The sequence below is a fragment of the Streptomyces sp. ISL-100 genome (assembly GCF_018614615.1).
Classification (GTDB): Bacteria; Actinomycetota; Actinomycetes; order Streptomycetales; family Streptomycetaceae; genus Streptomyces.
Map to the genome: position 1 here is coordinate 1 of NZ_JAGGOK010000063.1, position 18,255 is coordinate 18,255.

Annotated in this window: 19 protein-coding genes and 4 pseudogenes; 10 read left to right on the forward strand and 13 right to left on the reverse strand. The window is 66.7% G+C overall.

The features are described 5' to 3' along the window. The 3 genes and pseudogenes from J7E89_RS26930 to J7E89_RS26940 all read right to left on the reverse strand — a co-directional run. Positions 1-224: pseudogene (locus J7E89_RS26930) on the reverse strand (amidohydrolase); the annotation flags it as partial. Between the two features lie 146 nt (positions 225-370). Beyond that, the gene (locus J7E89_RS26935) at positions 371-538 is read right to left on the reverse strand and encodes a hypothetical protein (RefSeq protein ID WP_214977038.1); all 168 of its coding nucleotides are present in this window, start codon (positions 536-538) and stop codon (positions 371-373) included. A 488-nt stretch (positions 539-1,026) separates the two neighbouring features. Beyond that, the gene (locus J7E89_RS26940) at positions 1,027-1,230 is read right to left on the reverse strand and encodes a hypothetical protein (RefSeq protein ID WP_214977039.1); all 204 of its coding nucleotides are present in this window, start codon (positions 1,228-1,230) and stop codon (positions 1,027-1,029) included. 762 nt (positions 1,231-1,992) lie between these two features. On the opposite strand from J7E89_RS26940, the gene J7E89_RS41140 reads away from it, so the two are divergent. The 3 genes and pseudogenes from J7E89_RS41140 to J7E89_RS26950 all read left to right on the forward strand — a co-directional run. Then, positions 1,993-2,916, forward strand: a complete 924-nt coding sequence (locus J7E89_RS41140; protein WP_251061141.1) for a transposase — start codon at positions 1,993-1,995, stop codon at positions 2,914-2,916. A gap of 2 nt (positions 2,917-2,918) precedes the next feature. Next, the gene (locus tag J7E89_RS41145) at positions 2,919-3,686 is read left to right on the forward strand and encodes a transposase (RefSeq protein WP_308315615.1); all 768 of its coding nucleotides are present in this window, start codon (positions 2,919-2,921) and stop codon (positions 3,684-3,686) included. A 325-nt stretch (positions 3,687-4,011) separates the two neighbouring features. Beyond that, a pseudogene (locus J7E89_RS26950) lies at positions 4,012-5,253 on the forward strand (IS110 family transposase); the annotation flags it as partial. 88 nt (positions 5,254-5,341) lie between these two features. Here J7E89_RS26950 and J7E89_RS42460 read toward each other — a convergent pair. Next, on the reverse strand, positions 5,342-5,641 hold the full coding sequence (locus J7E89_RS42460) for a helix-turn-helix domain-containing protein (protein WP_374196893.1): 300 nt from the start codon (positions 5,639-5,641) through the stop codon (positions 5,342-5,344). Here J7E89_RS42460 and J7E89_RS41150 point away from each other — a divergent pair. Both J7E89_RS41150 and J7E89_RS26960 read left to right on the forward strand, forming a co-directional pair. Further along, positions 5,543-5,923, forward strand: a complete 381-nt coding sequence (locus J7E89_RS41150) for a hypothetical protein (RefSeq protein ID WP_251061142.1) — start codon at positions 5,543-5,545, stop codon at positions 5,921-5,923. The genes J7E89_RS42460 and J7E89_RS41150 overlap by 99 nt on opposite strands. 473 nt (positions 5,924-6,396) lie before the next feature. After that, a pseudogene (locus J7E89_RS26960) lies at positions 6,397-6,537 on the forward strand (IS5/IS1182 family transposase); the annotation flags it as partial. Here the strand turns inward: J7E89_RS26960 and J7E89_RS26965 are convergent. Beyond that, positions 6,537-7,019, reverse strand: a pseudogene (locus J7E89_RS26965) (transposase family protein); the annotation flags it as partial. The pseudogenes J7E89_RS26960 and J7E89_RS26965 overlap by 1 nt on opposite strands. 192 nt (positions 7,020-7,211) lie before the next feature. On the opposite strand from J7E89_RS26965, the gene J7E89_RS41900 reads away from it, so the two are divergent. Further along, the gene (locus J7E89_RS41900; protein WP_285439292.1) at positions 7,212-7,346 is read left to right on the forward strand and encodes a hypothetical protein; all 135 of its coding nucleotides are present in this window, start codon (positions 7,212-7,214) and stop codon (positions 7,344-7,346) included. A gap of 57 nt (positions 7,347-7,403) precedes the next feature. Here J7E89_RS41900 and J7E89_RS26970 read toward each other — a convergent pair whose 3' ends face one another. The 5 genes from J7E89_RS26970 to J7E89_RS26990 all read right to left on the reverse strand — a co-directional run bounded on the left by J7E89_RS26970 (position 7,404) and on the right by J7E89_RS26990 (position 13,802). Next, positions 7,404-9,170, reverse strand: a complete 1,767-nt coding sequence (locus J7E89_RS26970) for an oleate hydratase (RefSeq protein WP_214977041.1) — start codon at positions 9,168-9,170, stop codon at positions 7,404-7,406. 638 nt (positions 9,171-9,808) lie between these two features. After that, positions 9,809-11,386 carry an amidase family protein gene (locus tag J7E89_RS26975; RefSeq protein ID WP_308315616.1) on the reverse strand — a complete coding sequence of 526 codons (1,578 nt, stop codon included), beginning with the start codon at positions 11,384-11,386 and terminating at the stop codon, positions 9,809-9,811. Further along, entirely contained in the window at positions 11,383-12,585 is a 1,203-nt protein-coding gene (locus J7E89_RS26980; protein WP_214977043.1) for an MAB_1171c family putative transporter, read from the reverse strand. Before J7E89_RS26980 ends, J7E89_RS26975 begins: the two co-directional genes overlap by 4 nt. A 13-nt stretch (positions 12,586-12,598) precedes the next feature. Further along, the gene (locus J7E89_RS26985; protein WP_214977044.1) at positions 12,599-13,039 is read right to left on the reverse strand and encodes an ImmA/IrrE family metallo-endopeptidase; all 441 of its coding nucleotides are present in this window, start codon (positions 13,037-13,039) and stop codon (positions 12,599-12,601) included. A gap of 130 nt (positions 13,040-13,169) precedes the next feature. Next, positions 13,170-13,802 (reverse strand): hypothetical protein, encoded by a 633-nt coding sequence (locus J7E89_RS26990; RefSeq protein ID WP_214977045.1) that lies wholly within the window; start codon positions 13,800-13,802, stop codon positions 13,170-13,172. 201 nt (positions 13,803-14,003) lie between these two features. Between J7E89_RS26990 and J7E89_RS26995 the strand changes: the two genes are divergently transcribed. Next, complete coding sequence (locus J7E89_RS26995; protein ID WP_214977046.1) at positions 14,004-14,450, forward strand: hypothetical protein; 447 nt, start codon at positions 14,004-14,006, stop codon at positions 14,448-14,450. Positions 14,451-14,867: 417 nt separating this feature from the next. After that, the gene (locus J7E89_RS27000) at positions 14,868-15,317 is read left to right on the forward strand and encodes a hypothetical protein (RefSeq protein ID WP_214977047.1); all 450 of its coding nucleotides are present in this window, start codon (positions 14,868-14,870) and stop codon (positions 15,315-15,317) included. Between the two features lie 320 nt (positions 15,318-15,637). On the opposite strand, the gene J7E89_RS27005 is transcribed toward J7E89_RS27000, so the two are convergent. Both J7E89_RS27005 and J7E89_RS27010 read right to left on the reverse strand, forming a co-directional pair. Beyond that, positions 15,638-16,201, reverse strand: coding sequence for a hypothetical protein (locus J7E89_RS27005; protein ID WP_214977048.1), 564 nt, complete (start codon positions 16,199-16,201; stop codon positions 15,638-15,640). A gap of 5 nt (positions 16,202-16,206) precedes the next feature. Then, positions 16,207-16,392, reverse strand: coding sequence for a hypothetical protein (locus J7E89_RS27010; protein ID WP_214977049.1), 186 nt, complete (start codon positions 16,390-16,392; stop codon positions 16,207-16,209). Between the two features lie 286 nt (positions 16,393-16,678). Here J7E89_RS27010 and J7E89_RS27015 point away from each other — a divergent pair, with 286 nt between their 5' ends. Beyond that, entirely contained in the window at positions 16,679-17,404 is a 726-nt protein-coding gene (locus J7E89_RS27015) for a hypothetical protein (RefSeq protein WP_214977050.1), read from the forward strand. Next, positions 17,404-17,883 (forward strand): hypothetical protein, encoded by a 480-nt coding sequence (locus J7E89_RS27020; protein WP_214977051.1) that lies wholly within the window; start codon positions 17,404-17,406, stop codon positions 17,881-17,883. The genes J7E89_RS27015 and J7E89_RS27020 overlap by 1 nt, the downstream gene beginning before the upstream one ends. A gap of 62 nt (positions 17,884-17,945) precedes the next feature. On the opposite strand, the gene J7E89_RS27025 is transcribed toward J7E89_RS27020, so the two are convergent. Then, on the reverse strand, positions 17,946-18,236 hold the full coding sequence (locus tag J7E89_RS27025; protein WP_214977052.1) for a hypothetical protein: 291 nt from the start codon (positions 18,234-18,236) through the stop codon (positions 17,946-17,948). Between the last annotated feature and the right edge of the window lie 19 nt (positions 18,237-18,255).

Sequence of the window (18,255 nt, forward strand, 5' to 3'; positions counted from 1 at the left end):
ACTGCGGTGACCGAACTGAGCCGCTTGCCCAGGGTGATCTCCAACGGCAGCCCGTCCAGCGCGGCCAGCACCTTCGCCCGGGTCAGCGGCAGGTCGAGCCCGATCTCCGGCTCCTGGTGCAGGGACCTGCGCAGGCCGGCCAACTCGGGCTGGAGCAGCGCTGCGGACTCACGCAGCCCCGCCTGGCGGTGGGCGGCGTCGGTCCCGGCGGGCAAGGCGTTCATCGCAGTCTCCTCAAGGAGTGGGTCCTCAGCGGGTGGAGTCCCATCCTCTCCGGACCCGGGCCGGGGAGGCGGTTGCTGCAAGGATCGGCCCGCTCGTGCCGCGCCGCCGCACGGATGCGCCGTCGGCCGGAGACCTGCCGCAGACCTCAGTCCGACTCGGGCCGCTCCTCGTCGCCGTCGTCGTCCTCGCAGTCACGGCGGTGCTTGCGCGGGATCTGCTCCGCCAGCAGGGTGCCGATCCGGTTGCGGCGTCCGGCCGTGCTCTCCGCGGTCAGCCGGATGGCACGGATCGGCAGGTCCTCACCGTCCGGCACCGGCAGTTCTGGCTTTGTAGGTGAGTTTTGAGGCCGCTGGTGACTCTGCTGCGCAATTCGTGGGGGTCACGCGGTGAGTTGGTAGGCGAGGCGTTCGAGGCGGCTGGTGCGGGTGCGTCGGAGGGGGCTTTCGGTCCAGTGGGCTCTGACCTGGCCTGATGCGTGAAACACGCCGTTCCCTGCGAGGCTTGAGGCATCTGATCACAAGCTCACAAGCTCTGGGGAACGGCGTGTCCGTCTTCAGTGGACGCAAGCGCGTTCTGATCGGACCACGGTGGCCGAAGGTCCGATGGGACCCGGGCGAACAGAGCATGACTGTGCCGGCACAGCCCGACACCCCATCTCGACGAGCCCGGCCCAGAGTGCGCCCGCAACCCGCCCACCCGGTCCCGGGCAGCCACCCACCCGCGAAGCGACCGCCGCGTACTCGGCACCCCGCCAGGACAACCGCGTGCCGCGGCGATCCGGTCGGCGTAGGTGCGGTATGCCTACGCCCAGCCGGGTGGAGCTGTCGCGAGGGCGGCGCACTGCTTCAGGGCGGCTTGGTGCAGCGCGAGCAGGGCGGTGACACGCACCGAATGGCCCTGTCCGCGGCGAATGATCCGGCCGCAATGCAGTGCTTCGCGGACGGCAGCGTCCCGGGTGGCTCGCAGGTGGTCGGCGAGCAGGCCGGGCACGTCGAGGACCACCATGGTGGTCTCGGGCCCCTGCCGCTGCCGCGACACGCACGACCGGCGGCAAAGAACCCGACAGATCGTCCGGATCCGCATCTCGCGCGGATCCCTTCTCGAACTCCGCTTCACCAGCGCCGCGTTCGGCGACCACGCGGGCGAGAGTCGCCCGGGTAACCACCAGATCGGACAACTCCTCCTCTCCGGCAGCGATCCGCTCGTTCAGCACGGCCAGCTCGGCTCGCAGCCCTTCCACCCGCAGCCGGGCCGCCCCCTCGTGCTGCTTCAGCAGCGCCAGCAGCTCCTGCCCCACGCGTCCCTCCCGGCGATACCACCGACGCAACCGCGTCGAGCTCAAACCCCGCACCCCCCAAGGACTTACCGATCCTTCGGAACGCGAAACTCCTCACGATCACCGTCCCTCAAACCGAGCCGCACCCTTGTCCTTTTGGGGTACGGAGAATCTGACGCGCGTGCTCATGGCAACACTCCACGGTTCCCGTGGACGGCCCTCAGTACCATGCTGTCGTGCGAGCTCAAGGGCATCACAGAGTCATCGGTCTCGTCCGGAACGAACAGTTCCACTGTCCCGGTCCGGCCAAGGCCGTGGCAGAGCGGATGGGACCGCGCACGGAGCACGACGGCGCATTTACTGTGCCCACGGCGCACGGCGAAGCCGCGCTGAGTTGCTGTCGGGAATCTTGGAGTTTCCCCATGCGGCAGCGTGATCAACGGGCAGGCTCGGGGCTGTTCCGAAGGCCGCTGCCGTTGTCGAGGTGCCCGTTGTCCGTCCGTCCCCGTTCCGGTGAGCAAGTCCCGTCTCTGACTGCGCAGATCGCGCGGGCGAGCAACCCGGGCGGTACGACGGCGATGTGGGTGAGAGACCGGCTGGACGGGCTGTGGTGCGACCAGGACTTCGCCGACTGGTACCCGCGCGACGGGCGCCCCGGCCTCTCGCCCGCCCAGCTCGCCACCGTCTGCGTGCTGCAGTTCCTGCTCGATCCGTCCGACCGACAGGCCGCCGAGGCGGTGCGCTGCCGCATCGACTTCAAATACGCCATGGCCCTGGAGCTGGACGATCCCGGCTTCCACCACAGTGTCCTGGCCGACTTCCGCGAGCGTCTCACCGAGGGTGATCGCGCTGACCGCCTGCTCGACCTCGCCCTGGCCCGGCTCAAGGACGCCGGGCTGGTACGCGAACGCACCACGCAGCGCACCGATTCCACCCACGTACTGGCCGCAGTGCGCGACCTGACCCGGCTGGAGCTGATCACCGAGGCGGTGCGGGCCGCGCTGGAAGAGCTCGCCGGCACCACCCCTCACCTGCTGACCGATCTGGTCGACGAGGAGTGGGGACGCCGCTACGGACGCCCGGTCCGCTTGGGCAAGAACCCCACCCGGCCCATGACCAGGATCCTCGCCACCGGCAATGACGCCTTCCGGCTGCTGGAGCGCCTCCAACAGCACGGGGCAGAGCGCGCGTTCGGCCCCCGGGCCCAGGCCCTGCGGCTGATCGTGGTGCAGAACTACTACCGTGACGCGGCAGGCCGCCTGCGCTGGCGCACCGCCGAAGACGGCGGTCTGCCGCCCTCCTCCCAGGCGATCGTCTCGCCCTACGATCCGACGGCTCGCTATGCCCGCCGGGGGCAGGTCACCCGGTGGACGGGGTTTCTCGCGCATCTCAGACATGCGCGACCGACGGCGTGAACGTGATCACGGATGTCGCCACCACCGCGGCCACCACCTACGACGCCCAGGCCCTGCCCGGCATCCACGCTCGGCTGGGGCGCCGTGGCCTGCTGCCCGCCGAGCACCTCGTCGACGGCGGCTACACCTCCCTGGTCCATCTGGAACAGGCCGCCCGAAAGCACCAGGTCACGGTCACCGGACCGCTTCCGGGCAACCCCACCCGCCAGCACCGCCAGAACGAAGGCTTCGGCCGGGACGACTTCCACATCGACTTCGACCGCCGCCAAGTGACCTGCCCTCAAGGTCAGGTCAGCCGCGGTTGGCACGGCCCTTATCCGACGTCCTCACCCACCGCAGCCCCGCTGATCGTGGCCCGGTTCACCAAGGGCCAGTGCCAACCGTGTCCGGCCCGCACCCAGTGCACCAGCTCCAGCGAAAGCGCCCGGAACGTGGGCTTTCCCCCGAGAGAACTCCGCGACCTGCAAGTCCGCGTCCGCACCGAGCAGCAGACGCCCCAGTGGAAGGCCCGCTACGCGGTCCGCTCCGGAGTCGAGGGCACCGTCAACGAGTTCGCCCACGGCCACGGTATGCGCCGCTGCCGCTACCGAGGACAGCAGAAGGCCCACCTCCAGCACGTGCTCACGGCCATCGCCGTCAACATCGAGCGCCTCAGCGCTGTGTCGCCGACAGGAAAAGCATCCCCGCCCCGGCCACCAACTGCTCTCCAGGACTTCCTGGACCAACACGGGATCCCCCGGCCGAAGTCCTGGCGGACCGCCAGCGACTGACCTCGACAACTACAAGATCCCCGACAGCAACTCAGCGCGGCTTCGCCGTGCGCCGTGGGCACAGTAAATGCGCCGTCGTGCTCCGTGCGCGGTCCCATCCGCTCTGCCACGGCCTTGGCCGGACCGGGACAGTGGAACCGTTCGTTCCGGACGAGACCGATGACTCTGTGATGCCCTTGAGCTCGCACGACAGCATGGTACTGAGGGCCGTCCACGGGAACCGTGGAGTGTTGCCATGAGCACGCGCGTCAGATTCTCCGTACTGCCTTGGCCCTCCCGGAACGGCACCGCGAAGCGAGAACCGGACAGAAACGGAGTCGCGACCATGGACGTCCTGCACGAGCGCTGCGCAGGCATCGACATCAGCAAGCGGGACGCCAAGGTGTGCGTGCGCACCCCCAGCCCGCGCCGCAAGGGCACGTTCACCAACCAGACCACGACTTTCGGGGCGACCACGAACGCCATCCTGGACCTGCGCGAACACCTCCTCGACGCGGGCGCCACCCTGGTAGTGATGGAGGCGACCGGCGACTACTGGAAGCCCTTCTACTACCTGCTGGCCGAGGAGCTGAACGTCATCCTGGTCAACGCCCGGCAGGTGAAGAACCTGCCCGGCCGCAAGACCGACGTATCCGACGCGGCGTGGCTGGCCCAACTCGGTTCCCACGGACTGGTGCGGGCCTCCTTCGTCCCTCCGCCGCCGGTGCGCGAGCTACGGGACCTGACCCGGGCCCGCACCCAGCTCACCCGCGAACGCGCCCAGGTCGTGCAGCGCCTGGAGAAGCTGCTGGAGGACGCCGGCATCAAGCTGTCCGCCGTCGTCTCCGACCTCATGGGGGTCTCCGGCCGGGCAATGCTCGAGGCCCTGAGCGCGGGTGAGCGCGACCCGCATGTCCTGGCCGAGTTGGCCAAGCGCCGCATGCGCAGCAAGATCCCTGAGCTGGGCCAGGCACTGACCGGCCGATTCCGCAAGCACCACGCGTTCCTGACCCGCATCTACCTCGACCAGTACGACCAGCTGTCCGGCTCGATCAACCTGTTGACGGCGCGGATCGAGGAGGCGATGGCCCCTTTCCGCCGGGCGCTGGAGCTGCTGGACACGATCCCCGGGGTGAACCAGGCGGTGGCCGAGGTGATCGTGGCCGAGACCGGCGCTGGCATGGCCCGGTTCCCCTCGGCCAGGCACCTGGCTTCCTGGGCCGGACTGTGTCCGGGGCACCACGAGTCGGCCGGCCGGGTCAAGAGTACGCGGGTACGTCCGGGCAACCCGTACTTGAAGGGGGCGCTGGGGATGGCCGCGTTCGGCGCGGCCCGCACCAAGGGCAGCTACCTGCAGGCGCGCTACAAACGGCTGACCGCCCGCCGGGGCCCGATGAAGGCATTGATCGCCGTCGAGCACTCGATCATCACCGCGGTCTGGCACATGCTCAGCGACGGCGTGCCCTACCACGAACTCGGCGGCAGCTACTTCACCCAGCGGGATCCCGAACGAGCCGCCCGCCGAGCCGTGTCCCGGCTTAACGAACTCGGCTACCGCGTCACCCTCGCCCCCTGGAGACCGCCGGGTGAACAGACGGAGAGGAACCCGGCGGGCAAGGCCACGACCGGGCCCACAGTCCTGCCCGAAACTCCCCCTACCTGTAGTTATTTACGCGTCAGAGTCTCTCAGTGGTGTATGGAGGCGGCACAGATGATTTGTGCGGGGCACGGAAGTTGGGGTCGTACTTATATCCCGCTCCGACGATAGTGGTGATGGAGCTGCGCCAAGCGGGGCCGAGCCTGCCGCGCAGACGCGAGATGTGCACGTCTACGGTCCGCCGCGATGCCGGTTGCGTCGGCCACAGGAGCCGGATCAAGTGTTCCCTGGAGTAGACGCGGCCAGGGTGCTGGACCAGGTGGGCCAGCAGGTCGAACTCCAGGTGCGGCAGCGTGATCCGCTCTCCGTCCACCTGCACCGTGTAGGCCCACAGATCGACGAGCAGCACACTCTCGTCGCTGCTGACGTGCCGGACAAGGCCGGGCCGGGCGTCCGCATGCCGCGGGGTGGCCGTCGTGAAGACCACCCGCACTTCTGGCCCCTCCTGGAGAACGGTGACAGGGGTGAGATCCGGACCCCTGACGATCCACTCACCCGGCGCCAGCGCGGTGAGCTGCACTCTCTGTTCTGTAGCCAGCTGTTCGTCGCTTCCCTGGTACGCCACACGTGGTCGAAGGACCGACCTGGCCTGGCGTGGTGAACTCGTCACCTCTGCGCCCCTTCTCTGCGAGGCCGTCCCGTGGGGCACGAGCCAGTGCCAGGGCCTGCACGGCCGAACCGCGGTCGGATGCGTTGAGTTGCTTGCATATGCCGGTGCATAGAGGCCATGACTGCGGAACGCAGCAGCGCTGCCCCTACTCCGAGGTAAACACTATCCGTGATCCTTCGTTTACGGAATACCCTTTCCGCATTGCGGAAGATGCGGCCGCGCTGCAACCTCAACAAAGGGGATGAGTTCGACAATAAATATCCACCTCGCGGCCGCGCCGCCGCTGATGCCGAACCCCACGCTCGCCAGCAGGAACCGGGAGGGCGGCGACAGAACCCCGGACACGGTGAGCTTTTTCAGTGTGGCCGCCGATCGGGTGACGGGGTCGGTGCCCGCAACGCACGAGGCTCCCGTGCCATTGAGGGAGGTGTTCGAAGTCTCAACCCCCCGGCACAGGAGCCTCGTTGGTTCCCTATCCTGCCGCACTCGGCCTGCCTCATGCCGTGGTCGAGTGGGTCACCATGCTCATCGTCACCCGCGAGGGTGACCGCCGCTGCAAGCTGCCCCCGCACCAACGCGCGTTGGTCGCCCTGGTGTACCTCCGCATCCGGACGATCCGGTGGGTGCGTGCCGCGGTCAGGTCGTGGCAGCGGCCCGGCAGGGCCGGTGAGATCCACAGGACGTCGCCGGTTGGGTCGGTCACGACCTGCACGTTCACCCCGTGGCGTCGGTGCTTGGCGGAGTAGTCGGCCCGGCCGTCGCCCAGGCGGTCGCACTCCGCGAGGGTTCCGTCGAGCAGGACGTAGTCCGGATCGTTCTCGCGCAGGACTTTGAGCAGGCCCGGTGCGCGGTCGGCGAGCAGGTCGACGACCGCAGTGGTGTAGGCGTGGGCGGTGCCCACCGAGATGCCGAAGCCGGCGGCGATCTGGGTGAGGGTGTCGTGCTTGCGGAGGTACACCAGGGCGACCAGCGCGCGTTGGTGCGGGGGCAGCTTGCAGCGGCGGTCACCCTCGCGGGTGACGATGAGCATGGTGACCCACTCGACCACGGCACGAGGCAGGCCGAGTGCGGCAGGATAGGGAACCAACGAGGCTCCTGTACCGGTGGGTTGAGACTTCGAACACCTCCCTCAACGGCACGGGAGCCTCATGCGCTGCGGGCACCGACCCCGTCACCCGATCGGCGGCCACACTGAAAAAGCTCACTGGATCTTGAGGATCTGGTAGAGCGGCGTCCCTGTCGGGACGAGGCATCCTCCGACTTCCCAGGAGTCCTGATCATGACGAGCCACAGCCGCGGCCTGCGGGCCGCGACCGCCATACCCCTGGCCCTGGCGGTGCCCGCCCTGGCCACCTGCTGCAAGGGCGGCGCCAACACCTGCCGGGCCCAGGTCCACATGGACAAGGCCGGGTGAGCTCGCGCAGGGGGCGCGTGGTGGGTCCTGTTCAAAGCCCGAAGACGAAGAGCAATCTCAGTCGGGGATCAGGTGGAATTCTCGTAGAAGTTCGCCGATTTGGGTGGAACTCACCTTCTTGAGCAGGTGTTTGCGTAGGAGCGCTGGGCCGGGTAGGCCGAGTTGCTGTCCGTCGCGCAGGCGGTTTGTCGAGGCGAGCAGTGTGCGGATGTCGTAGGTCGAGTTGAACACCTCCGGCACGCCGCGTTCGATGGCGAGAAGTTGGTAGACGGCTTCCATGGCGGTGCGCACCGAATATTCGGTGGTGAAGACGCAGTCGCGGGTCGGTGTCTCGGCGAATTGGCCGATGAAGGCGAAGTTGAGCGCCCCGTGTGGCACGATGTCGGGCCGGTCGCCGGCCTGGCGGGGCATGAAGAACGAGGTGACATAAGGCATCATGACCGGCACGCACTTGGCCCCGTTCGCAGCGAGTTCCGGGATGTCGGCAACCGGAACACCCAGGTGGTACAGCCATTCCTGTGTGATTTCCTCGCCTGTGCAGTACTGCATCGGCTTGTCCACGTAGTCGCCGGGGACCTCTCCGAACAGCGAGTAGAGCCAGACTACGATCTGGTCTTTGGGCTGCTGTTTGAAGTGTGGCTGCCGGTTGACCGTCCAGCTCATCAGCCAGTTGGAGTCCTTCGCGGTGACGATGCCGCCGGTGACAACTTTCCCGCTGAACGGGTCACGCTTGCAGATCCGCTGGATGTGCGCGGGGATGCGGGCGTCGAGCGCGGTGACCGTCGCCGACTCCCACTTGGTCTGCGGGATGTGCGCGCCGAACACGTCGGGGCGGCCGAATGACGGGTCCTTGGCGGCGATACGCCGCCAGAGGTCCCACGCTGGGGCCGGCCCTTCGTCGAGCTTGGCCGGGGTGTGGTGGTCGCCGTTATCGGAGTTTTCGGTGAGTGAGCCGATCGTCACCATCACCAGGTCGTCCGGGCCCAGAGCGACAGCGCCTACGGCGCCTTCACGGACCCAGTGGATTCGGGTCGCCTGCTTGTGCTCCGCGGTGATGTGGAAGTCGATGTCGGTGACTTCGGTGTCGTACTGGAACGTGACGCCCTGGTCGGTCAGCCATTTGTGCAACGGAAGGACCAGCGACTCGTACTGGTTGTACTTCGTGAACTTCAGCGTGGAGAAGTCGGCCAGCCCGCCGATGTGGTGGATGAAGCGATGCAGGTAGAGCTTCATCTCCAGCGCACTGTGCCATTCCTCGAAGGCGAACATGGTCCGCCAGAAGAGCCAAAAGTTACTCTTGAGGAAGTCTTCGCTGAAGACCTCGTTGATGCGCTTGTTCTCCATCTCTTCGCGAGTAGCGAGAAAGATTCTGATCAAGTCCTTCTGCGCCTTGTCGCTCAGCGTCAAGAGGCCTTCGGTGTGGGCGTCCTGGCCCTGGTTCTCCGTGACGCGCTGCAACGAGTAGTTGGGGTCGTCCTTGTTGAGCCAGTAAAATTCGTCAAGCACGCTCGCGCCGTCCACCTCGATGGACGGGATCGACCGGAAGAGATCCCACAGGCACTCGAAGTGGTCTTCCATCTCCCGGCCGCCACGGATGACAAAGCCCCTCTCCGGTTCCTTGATGCCGTCCAGAGCGCCACCGGGCAGCTTCAGCCGCTCCAGAATTGTGATCTTCCCACCGGACATCTGCCCGTCGCGGATGAGGAACGCCGCCGCAGCCATGGCAGACAATCCCGATCCCACGAACCACGCGGTCTTCTCCTCCACCCCAGCGGGCTTGCGCGGGCGCGCGAAAGCCTCGTAGTTACCGCTGCTGTAGAACATTGCGGAACCCCTTCATCCGGATCGGCTGCCTGAGCGTACTCCGGCACGGGTGATACTCCGGCGATATCTACTTGTGTCTCGTGACCCGGTTCGTGTCAGTTCGAGTTGCTATTGATCCCTGGTCAAACAACGTGAAGCCGTTGATGTCGCAGCGGCTGGCACCGCACTTGGTAGTTCGGAAAAGTCTGAGCTGCAGTTTCTGTGTCCTCGGGTGTGAGGCGGACGTGGTGCTCGCCGCGCGGCTGCGCCCGAAGAAGGCCGCCGAGTTCGTGGCCGTGGAGAAGAAGGTCGGCGCCGACTTCAAGCACGGCCTGTCCATGTCCCAGAATCGAGCGGGCCCGAGCGCTGGACGCCGAGCACGGGGAGCTGCGTCGCCCACCGCGCGGCACAACACTGTCCGGCTACGTCGGCCGCAAGGCCACCCGCGAGTACCTGGCGCGCGTCGAACGAGGCCGTCTCGACCTGGCGGCCTGACCGCCCCGGCCGCCCGGCCGGGGCCCACCGGCCCGGAGAGCAACCGGGCCGTGACGCCGCAGGAACGCAGAATGAGAAGGACCCCGGCACGTGTGCCGGGGTCCTTCTCGTTGTACGGGCGCGCCTCGCCTCACCCCCGTGAAGGCAGGACGCGCCCGGGTCTGTCAGGCCGTCAGGGCCGGAGCCTGCGGCGGGGTGGGCAGTGCCTTGGACAGCAGCTTGGCCACAGCGATGACGGTGCGGTCGGCCAGGTAGGGGCCGATGATCTGGATGGCGAGCGGCAGACCGTCGCGGGTCTGCCCGGTGGGCATCACCACGGCCGGCAGACCGACCGGAGAGGCCAGGTTGACCCAGCTCGTCTGGTCGAAGAAGCTGCGCTTCTCGCCGTCCACGGTGATGTACCGGTCCTGGGAGGGCACGGACGTCTGGTCGAGGACGGCGGCGGTCGGCGCGGCCGGGGTGATCAGCACATCGTGCTCGGCGAAGTAAGCGGCCCACTTCGCACGCAGCTTCTGCCGGTCCTCATCGGCCCGTGCCCAGTCGCGGTGTCGCATGGTGCGGCTCTTGAGGTAGCGAGCGGACGGCGCATCGTCGGCCACGGAGTCGGCTGCCTTCACCTCTCCGGCAAACGCCTCATCGGTGGCCGAGGCTGCGGAGGTGGCGTACATCAGACGCTCGAACAGGGTGTTGCTCGCCTCGAACTCCACGGGGCGCGTCGAGTCGTCGACGCTGGCGCCGGAGGTGCGCAGGGCACCGGCCACTTGGTCCATCAGGCTGCGCGTCGCGGCGTCCACGCGGCAGAACTCGTCGTCGGCCCAGAGACCGACCCGGTACTGACCGAGACGGGTCTTCGACGGGGCGGGCAGGTCGATCTTCCACGCGGCGTTGTCGGCTGGGGCAGGTGCGGCAAGGACGTCCAGGAGCAGGTCGAGGTCATCCGCGTCCCGCGCGATCGGGCCGAGGGTGAGCATGTCGCTGGACGTGAGCCAGCCAGGAGGCCGGGGGATGTGCCCGCGGGTGGGGACGATCGGGGAGGCGCCGCGCGACGTACGCAGGGCGAACACCCCGCAGTACGCAGCGGGCAGGCGCAGCGATCCGGCAAGGTCCGAGCCGACCTCCAGGGCGCTGAGGCCGGTAGCGACGGCGACGGACGGCCCACCAGAGGAACCGCCGGCGGTGTGGTCGGGAGAGAAGGGGTTGTTCGTCTTCCCGAAGATCGGGTTGCTCGTCTGGATGTCCTGGCACATCGTCGGCACGTTCGTCTTGCCGATGACGATGGCCCCGGCCTGGAGGAGCAGCGCGACAACGTCCGCGTCGGCGCTGGGGACATGGTCACTCAGGTTGGTGCTGCCGCACGTGGTGCGTAGGCCCTTGGTCTCCAGGGCGTCCTTGACCGTGATGGGCAGACCGTGGAGCGGGCCCAGGGTGCGGCCGGTCTCGGCGAGGTAGGCGTCTGCCTTATCGGCGGCGGCGCGGGCGGCGTCGGCGTCGAGAGTCACCACGGCGTTCAGGCCCGGGTTGACCTTGGCGTGGTGGGCAAGCACCTGGTCCAGGAGGTCCCGGGCGGTGATGGTGCCGCGCCGCAGAGCGGAGAGCTGGGCGCGCGCGGTGGAGCGGTACGGGGCGGTGCTGTTCATGGCGTCCTTGGTTGCTGCGGCTGCGGGCGCCGCGATGGCCGTCTTCGGCAGGGAGGCCGCGGCCACGGTGGTGGCGGCTGCGGCGAGGAGGGTTCTGCGGTTCACGTGCGGACTCCAGGGGCGCATTCGGCCTCGGGCTTCGTCGACGGCGCCGTGAAGTAGTGGGCGACGCGGACGAGGTGGTGGAGGTCCTTCTGCGGGGTCGGGGTGTTCAGGGCCGCGTCAGCGTAGGTAGCCGGGTTGCTTACCGGCCCGCGCTGCCGCTGGAGGAGTGCGGCACTGATCTGGTCCGCGGTGACGGCGGCGGCCTGGTGCTTCCCGGGACGCCACCAAGCGGTGCGCCGGGTCTCGGCAAGAGCCCGCGCGTCGCGGGCGAGGTAGGGGCGGAGTTCGATCTGGGCGTCTCGGATCTCTACGACACGGCGGTACAGATCGAACGACCGGTCCCGGGAGTCCTTGGCAGGCTCGACGAACACGATGCTCGGCTCCGCGGCGGAGACGGCCTGCCAGAGCCGTTCGAGCTGCTGGTACTGCTGGCGCTCACGGCGGCCCCGGCGGGCGCCCAGCAGGCGCGCGGCCACGATGGGCATGAAGTAGCCGATCTGGGTCAGGGTCGCGCCGATGTCACCGCAGATCCAGGCGTAGGGCTCGGCGGGCCGCACACTGAAACCGAACTCGGCCCCGAGGATGGCGCACAGGCGAATGCCGCTGTAGCCGAGGGTGACGACGGCGCCCACGGCGATCAAGCGCAGGCCGCGGCTGATCCACGGGTCCGCGATCTCTCCGGCGTACTTCCAGCACACGCGGGCGAGGTAGATCTCAGCAGCCGTGTACGTGCACATGTAGAGCAGCAGGTACGCCTGGAACGCCGGGTCGTGTGCGTAGTAGAGCGTGAAGTCTGTGGGCCGCTGCGAGACGGGCGTCAGCAGTGCGAACAGCACTGCCATCATCGCGATAACCGAGGTCGCGCCGGCCATCAGCCACTTCGCGCGGCGTGCGGCCTGCTCGAACGGCTTCGTCCAGAACGCGAGGACGCTGGCCTGGAGGCCGAAGACAAGCATGACGCAGCCTTGCGCCAGGGGCACGGCGATGTTGGTCACGCCGAATACGCCGTCGATGCGCACCCACACCCAGGTGAGGGAGATGGCGTAGCTCAGCGCGGAGAAGAGGTACGTGAAGGCGAGCGCGACCAGTGCAGGGTCGCGCTGCTTGGGGGTGCGCCAGGCCGTGCGTAGGTCGCGCAGTAGCAGCAGGAAGCCGGAACCCGCGATGATCAGGCACAGCGGGTGGAGTATGTCTTTCACTGTTTCCGTCTGGTCAGTCTTCGCGCCGCATGAGCGTGCGCGTGATGCGGTCAGCCGACTCGCTTTGTGATGCGGGGCGGCTGGTGATGACGTGCGCCTGGAGGAAGGAGCCGACGGCTTCCGCCTCGCGCTCTATGGTCTCGGCGTAGTTCGTCCGGCCGAGGACGGTGGCCCACAGGTCCATCTCGACGTCGCCGAGGATGATGCCGTCCTGGGAGGCTGGTTCCACGCGGCTGCCGCTGTGGCCCATCAGGAGGTGGCCGAACTCGTGGGCGATGATGTGATCTTGGTGGGCGGGGCTGGTGTCAGGGTCGTACCTGACGTAGTGCACCCCGCCGCTCTTGACCACCATGCCGCAGGGTGTGTCCCCGTCGGCAGGGCGGCCAGGCGCGATCTCGATGGGCTCACGGATCAGGTTCTCGATGTAGCCACGCAGGTCGCGCACGCTCGACACGCGGGGGAGATCCAGAGACTGAACGAAGCTGCGGCTCTCGTCGAGAACAGGGTCCACCGATATCGAAGGCTCAGCTTTGCCGGTGCGGCCTGAGCGGCGGCGCCTCATAGATCGCTCCTCGTGCTGGTGGTCAGGTGTGCTCCCGACCGGTGTCGGGCTGGTCCGTGGGCTCGATTGGTAGACCTTCGAGCCGGCGGACCTGTTCGATCATTGCGGCGGCGGCGGAGAGCCCTTCGTCGGACAGCCCGGCCGCCCTCATGGCGATGCTGGTCACCCGGGCATCCTGCAGGCGCTTCAGGGTGCTCGCGGTCACTCCCTGCTCGTTCATCCGGGCCAACTCATCCAACTGCGCGATGAGTGCTTCAGGGGCAGCGCCCTCGCTCATCCGTCTGGTGAAGCTGACGAGCTGCCGGTGCAGCTGCTCCGGCGTCGCGCCGTTGGCCTTGAACCCGTTGAGGCGAGCGATCAAACGATTGATGACCTGCGCCGTGGCGCGGTTGGACCAGTAGTCCTTCGGCACTCCGAACAAGTCGGCGAGGGCATCCATGTGCTTCTTGGTCGGGTTGTCGGCCAGTCCCTTGCGCAACTGCCACATGTAGGTGTTGGAGAAGCTGGGCAGGCCCTGCTTCTCCAGCATCTTCACGACCGTCGGGTTGGTGAAGGGCCCCCGAGGGTCGTTGGTGCACAAAAAATCAAGACGCTCCGCGAAGCTGCCCCCATCGGGACCCTCCGGCGGAGACTGCGTCCCGTGGGCATGGGTCACGGTGGCGCCTCCTCCTCCATTCATATGAGTTGACCTGGGTGGATGTGTCGGTCAACCATCGGCTTAGGATGTTAACTCAGGTTGCTCGACGGGCCAGCGCTCGGGTCGTGTGTGCGCTGGTGAGCGGGGGCTCCCGCTCTGCAACAGTAAGAGCTGTCGAACTAGTATTCGACAACGGCTCTAGTGACGGGATGGACGAACGTGACGCTTTCTCCCACTGAACGACGCCTGCAAGCCCTGCCGTCGACGATGTGGCAGCACCTCACGATGGACCGCGACATCACCTTCACCATCGGCCCGGAGGCCAAGCCGGTCGACGCCATGGCCCGCGCAACAGCGTTCGCACGGAGAACGCTGCCCATGCTGCTCAAGGACGCGCCCGGCACCGCAGTCGCCGCGGGTAGCGCCATCAAGGTGCTCGCTGAACTCGTCGACATCACCGCCCGGGACCGACACAGCACGGACGTGCTCGGCCGCGTCGCGTTCGACGGGGCGCACATCACTGTGTCCGTCGGCGAGATGAGCAGTTCTCTGCCCTCCCCGGACGAGGAGCCCGGCCTGTACCTCGTACGCGGCCTCACCGACGACATCGGCCAGTACGGTGGCGACGAGGGCGGCCACGTCACCTGGGCCTCAGTGCCCCTTTAGTCGATCGCCCACTGGTCTAGCCATTTCTGCCCGCTTGCCGTCCTGAAAAGGGCGGCCTCTGTTCTTCCGGGGTCGGCCGCAAGCTGGAAGTCGGGCTGGGCGCCATCGCCGCCCAGAAGGCTCCGCGGTGAAGCCGTCGGCGCCCGTCGGGGCCCCGATCGGGGTCAATTCGTCGGTGTTCGGCCCCTGTGATTTGAGTTCGGGCGATACCTCGGTCGGGGCGACCTATCGTGCGGCAAAGACAGCTTGGTGCCTTCCATATCCACGGACGCATCGCCGGGGAATTCCTGTACGTGCTGCACGATCCATTAGCGATGTGGCGTAAGTCACAAATGGTGTCCACATGTTGGACGGGCGGCTGGGTGCCTCTCTGGCTACCCAACCCCGACTGTCAGTCCCTGCCCGTACGGTCATGGCGTGATTAAGCACCCAGACGCCACGCTGCACCAGCTGAGCAAGGACGCCCTGGAAGCCAACGGTTGGCCTCCGTTCACCGGCATGTTCGACCTACTCAACGAATGGCCGGCCGAACTCCCGACGCGGAGGGGCGTCTACGTGTTCCTGTCGGGCGGCGAGGAGAAGATCACCTACCCGCTCGGGGAGTCGTCGATCGTCTACCTCGGCAAGGGGGAATCGGAGCGCGGAGTGCGTGGGCGGGTTGGGCAGCACAGGGGGCACATCAAGCGTGGCCCGAGCAGGAAGTACGTAGGGCATCCAGCGCACGAATGGATCATGGCCCGAGGCGGATTCTGCCTCTACTCCCTCGCCCCCGATGTCTTCGGCGCGGCGGGGATGGAACGTAAGCTACGAGAGGCGTTCAGGCTGCTGCATCGCACCCGCCCTGTCGGCAACGGGATTGACGCATAGAGAAGACATTCATACGTAGCCAGCAAAGTAGCCACAGTGGGGGTCTCTTGATGTGTTGTCGCAGGTGATAGCGCTGCGGTGATCTTCCCCGGCGTACAGCCCGACTCGTCTGCCGTCCTGACTTCTCCCGGGCCAGAAGCGCGGCCGTCGTCGCGACCACGCCCGGAAGGCCGGCCACGTCGGCACGCAGGTCGTCCACACACTGATCGCGGCGGGGCTGGTGGACGAGTGCCGGCTGGCCGTTCGTCTCGGGTGCCGTGCTGCTGCCGCGAAGCAACCAGGCCCGCATGCACACAGCGTCCTGGCCCGGCTCCAGGCCGCTAGTAGCAGACGCGGAAACCATAGGCCCGGGCGCTGGCCCGTCGCTCGGCCAGCAGCTCTTCGCTGACGACTTGGTCCAACTCCACTTGCGCCCGGTCAGTATCCCCGGCCGCCCAGAGGTCCCGCACGCGTTTCAGCACCGCCGCGTCCGCGTACTGCTTCTCGATGAAGACATCGGCCTTGCCCTCATCGCCGGGCGGAGGCGTCATGGCCTGCCACTCATTCGCCAAATCCGTGGCAAGGCTCATGAGAGTGGTGAGGAGCTCCTGGCTCAGCACGAACCCGGGAGTGGTGTGCTTGTCGGCCTGACGGGTCCACTTCTGACAAATCGCGTCAGCCGCTTTGACGTACTCCGCCTTCGTGGGAGAGCCCGGTATCGCCGATATGGGCGTCGGCGGGGTTTCCCGCCTTGGCGCTGCGGGCGGGTCCGCCGCCTGCTCTTTTACGTCGTTGCCGCTGTTTTGGTTGCCGCACACTGAGCCCGTGCAGTTATTGCAGCCCGTGACGAGCGAGAGCGTCACCAGGCCGGCACTTAACCAGCCGGCCGCGGCGCGGATACTCACTGCGCTCACCTGCTCGGCGACGGCGTGGAGACGACGACCTGATTGTTCCTGTTGTCGTCGCCGCAGACGGCCCCGGTACAGACGTTGTTGCTACCACCCACGGTGTTGGCCACGGTGAAGATGCCGATGATCCCCAGAGCCACCACCCCGAGCACCATGATGAGCTTGATCCAGACTTTCCGACGGTCCATGCCGCTCATGCCAACCATTGCGTCCCCCCGCTCGCGCCCGCTGTTTTCCGGTCATGGTGACACGGCCCGCATTTGTATAAGTGGCCTGCGTGAACAGAGGAGAAGAGTGTTCGATTGATTTCGAACAAAAGAATCGATTCTGCTATTTTCAGCCGGGTCAATCCTCCATTTTCTTTGGTCAGGCGGACCGCGACTCCGCTACGTTGAACCGAGTGACCGGGATCACAAAGTGTTGTTGATCTGCTACGTTGGGTAGACCTAACGTGCGTGCTCCCAGGGGGGTGTCATGGGACCGAACTTCACCGCAGGTATGTTGAGCGTTCTCGATCCGACCAGCCGTGTGTTGTCGGCCCGGCCAAGCGTCCAGCCGGCACCGAGTCGGACTTTCGACGAGGGGGTCGAGGCGCTGATCGCCGCTCTCTCTGTCGTGGAAGCCAAAGAGGAAAGGGCGCGCGAAGGCAGTGTCAGGGATATCGGTGACACGCACAGACCGCTCTCAAAGTTGCGCATCACAGCGGTAACTGGGAGTTTTCTCTGCGCCGTGTCAACGTTGGTGCTGTGCACGATCGCCATGGCCAGCGACACTGCCTGGCCTCTCATCGCCGTCAGCGCGATTTCGGCCAGCGCCACACTTGCGATTGTCCTCTTCTTCGCTGTCCTTCGGTGGACTCTGACTCGACAGGCGCTTGCACTGAAAAACGCCCAAGCTATGCGCGCCGTTCTGCGCCAAATGGCAGATTCCAAAGTCTCCGACTTGGAGACCAAGCAGCTTTTGCGCCTCAGTCAGGACAACCCCGAGTTAGCCAACGCCATTCTTGGGGAAATCATGACCGAGTACACGGACGCGGAGCAATCTCCCGACCGCTATTCGAGCCAGAATGATGGACGCGGAATTTCTGTAGAGCACTTGATGCAGGCAGCCAGTGTCAATCACGTGGTCGCTCGCACGCTGAGGCGACTGGCTTCCGACGTGAGCGAGGCTCGTCCGTCTGACGTGAGCGAGGCGCGTTGATGCCTCACGCTGCGGAAGTCAACGCCGACAAGGTTGACGTCGATCGCCTGATCGACCTCACTAAACAACTTGAGGGCGTCAAACCGAAGAATCTGAAGCTGGCCTTCAAGGCCATCAACTACCCGGCCCGAGTCGCGTTCAGAAGCGCAATGATGAACACTGCCGTGGCCGTCCTTGGTATTTGTGTTTCCGGGTTGCTCGTCATCGGCTTCATCTGGCTGGGCTACCAGCTGGTCCTCAAAGGCCATCCGGGCTGGTGTGTCACCCTCTGTGGAATCCCGCTCACCTCCGTGACCTCCATCTTCGTCTTGAAGAAAACCATCGCAACCCAGGCGATGAACGGGTTCGTCAACAGAACTGGCAGAACGATGAACGCAGAGGCTCAGGCCCAAGTGCCCCCTCAGTCGGCGTCGCCGGCTCAGGATCCTGCCGCGACATCACCGGGCGGTCAGAGCGCCGGCGGAACGCCTGCTCCCTGACGTCGTTCCACGACGGCTCGGCGCGAGGAAGTGGTTGCCCGCGTTTCCCGGGGAGGCGCTCGCTATTCCGCCTTCATGGGCCAGCGTGCGCCGGGCAGCTTGACGATGCGGTCACCAACGACGAACAGGTCGTACACCTCCGGGCTGACCTGCACTGTGAACTCGTGGCCGCCATCAGCACGGATTGTCAGCACACTGTCGTGGCGCATGCCGGTGGTCAGGGTCACTTCTCGCTTGAATTGGGCGATCACTTCGCCGGCGTACTGGCTGTCCACTTGCCGGCTGACTTGGCCTGCCAGGCCCCACAGGACCATGGCCAGGGGCAGTAACGCCAGGACAATCAAGATCCACATGCCCCCTGGTCGTCGGCCG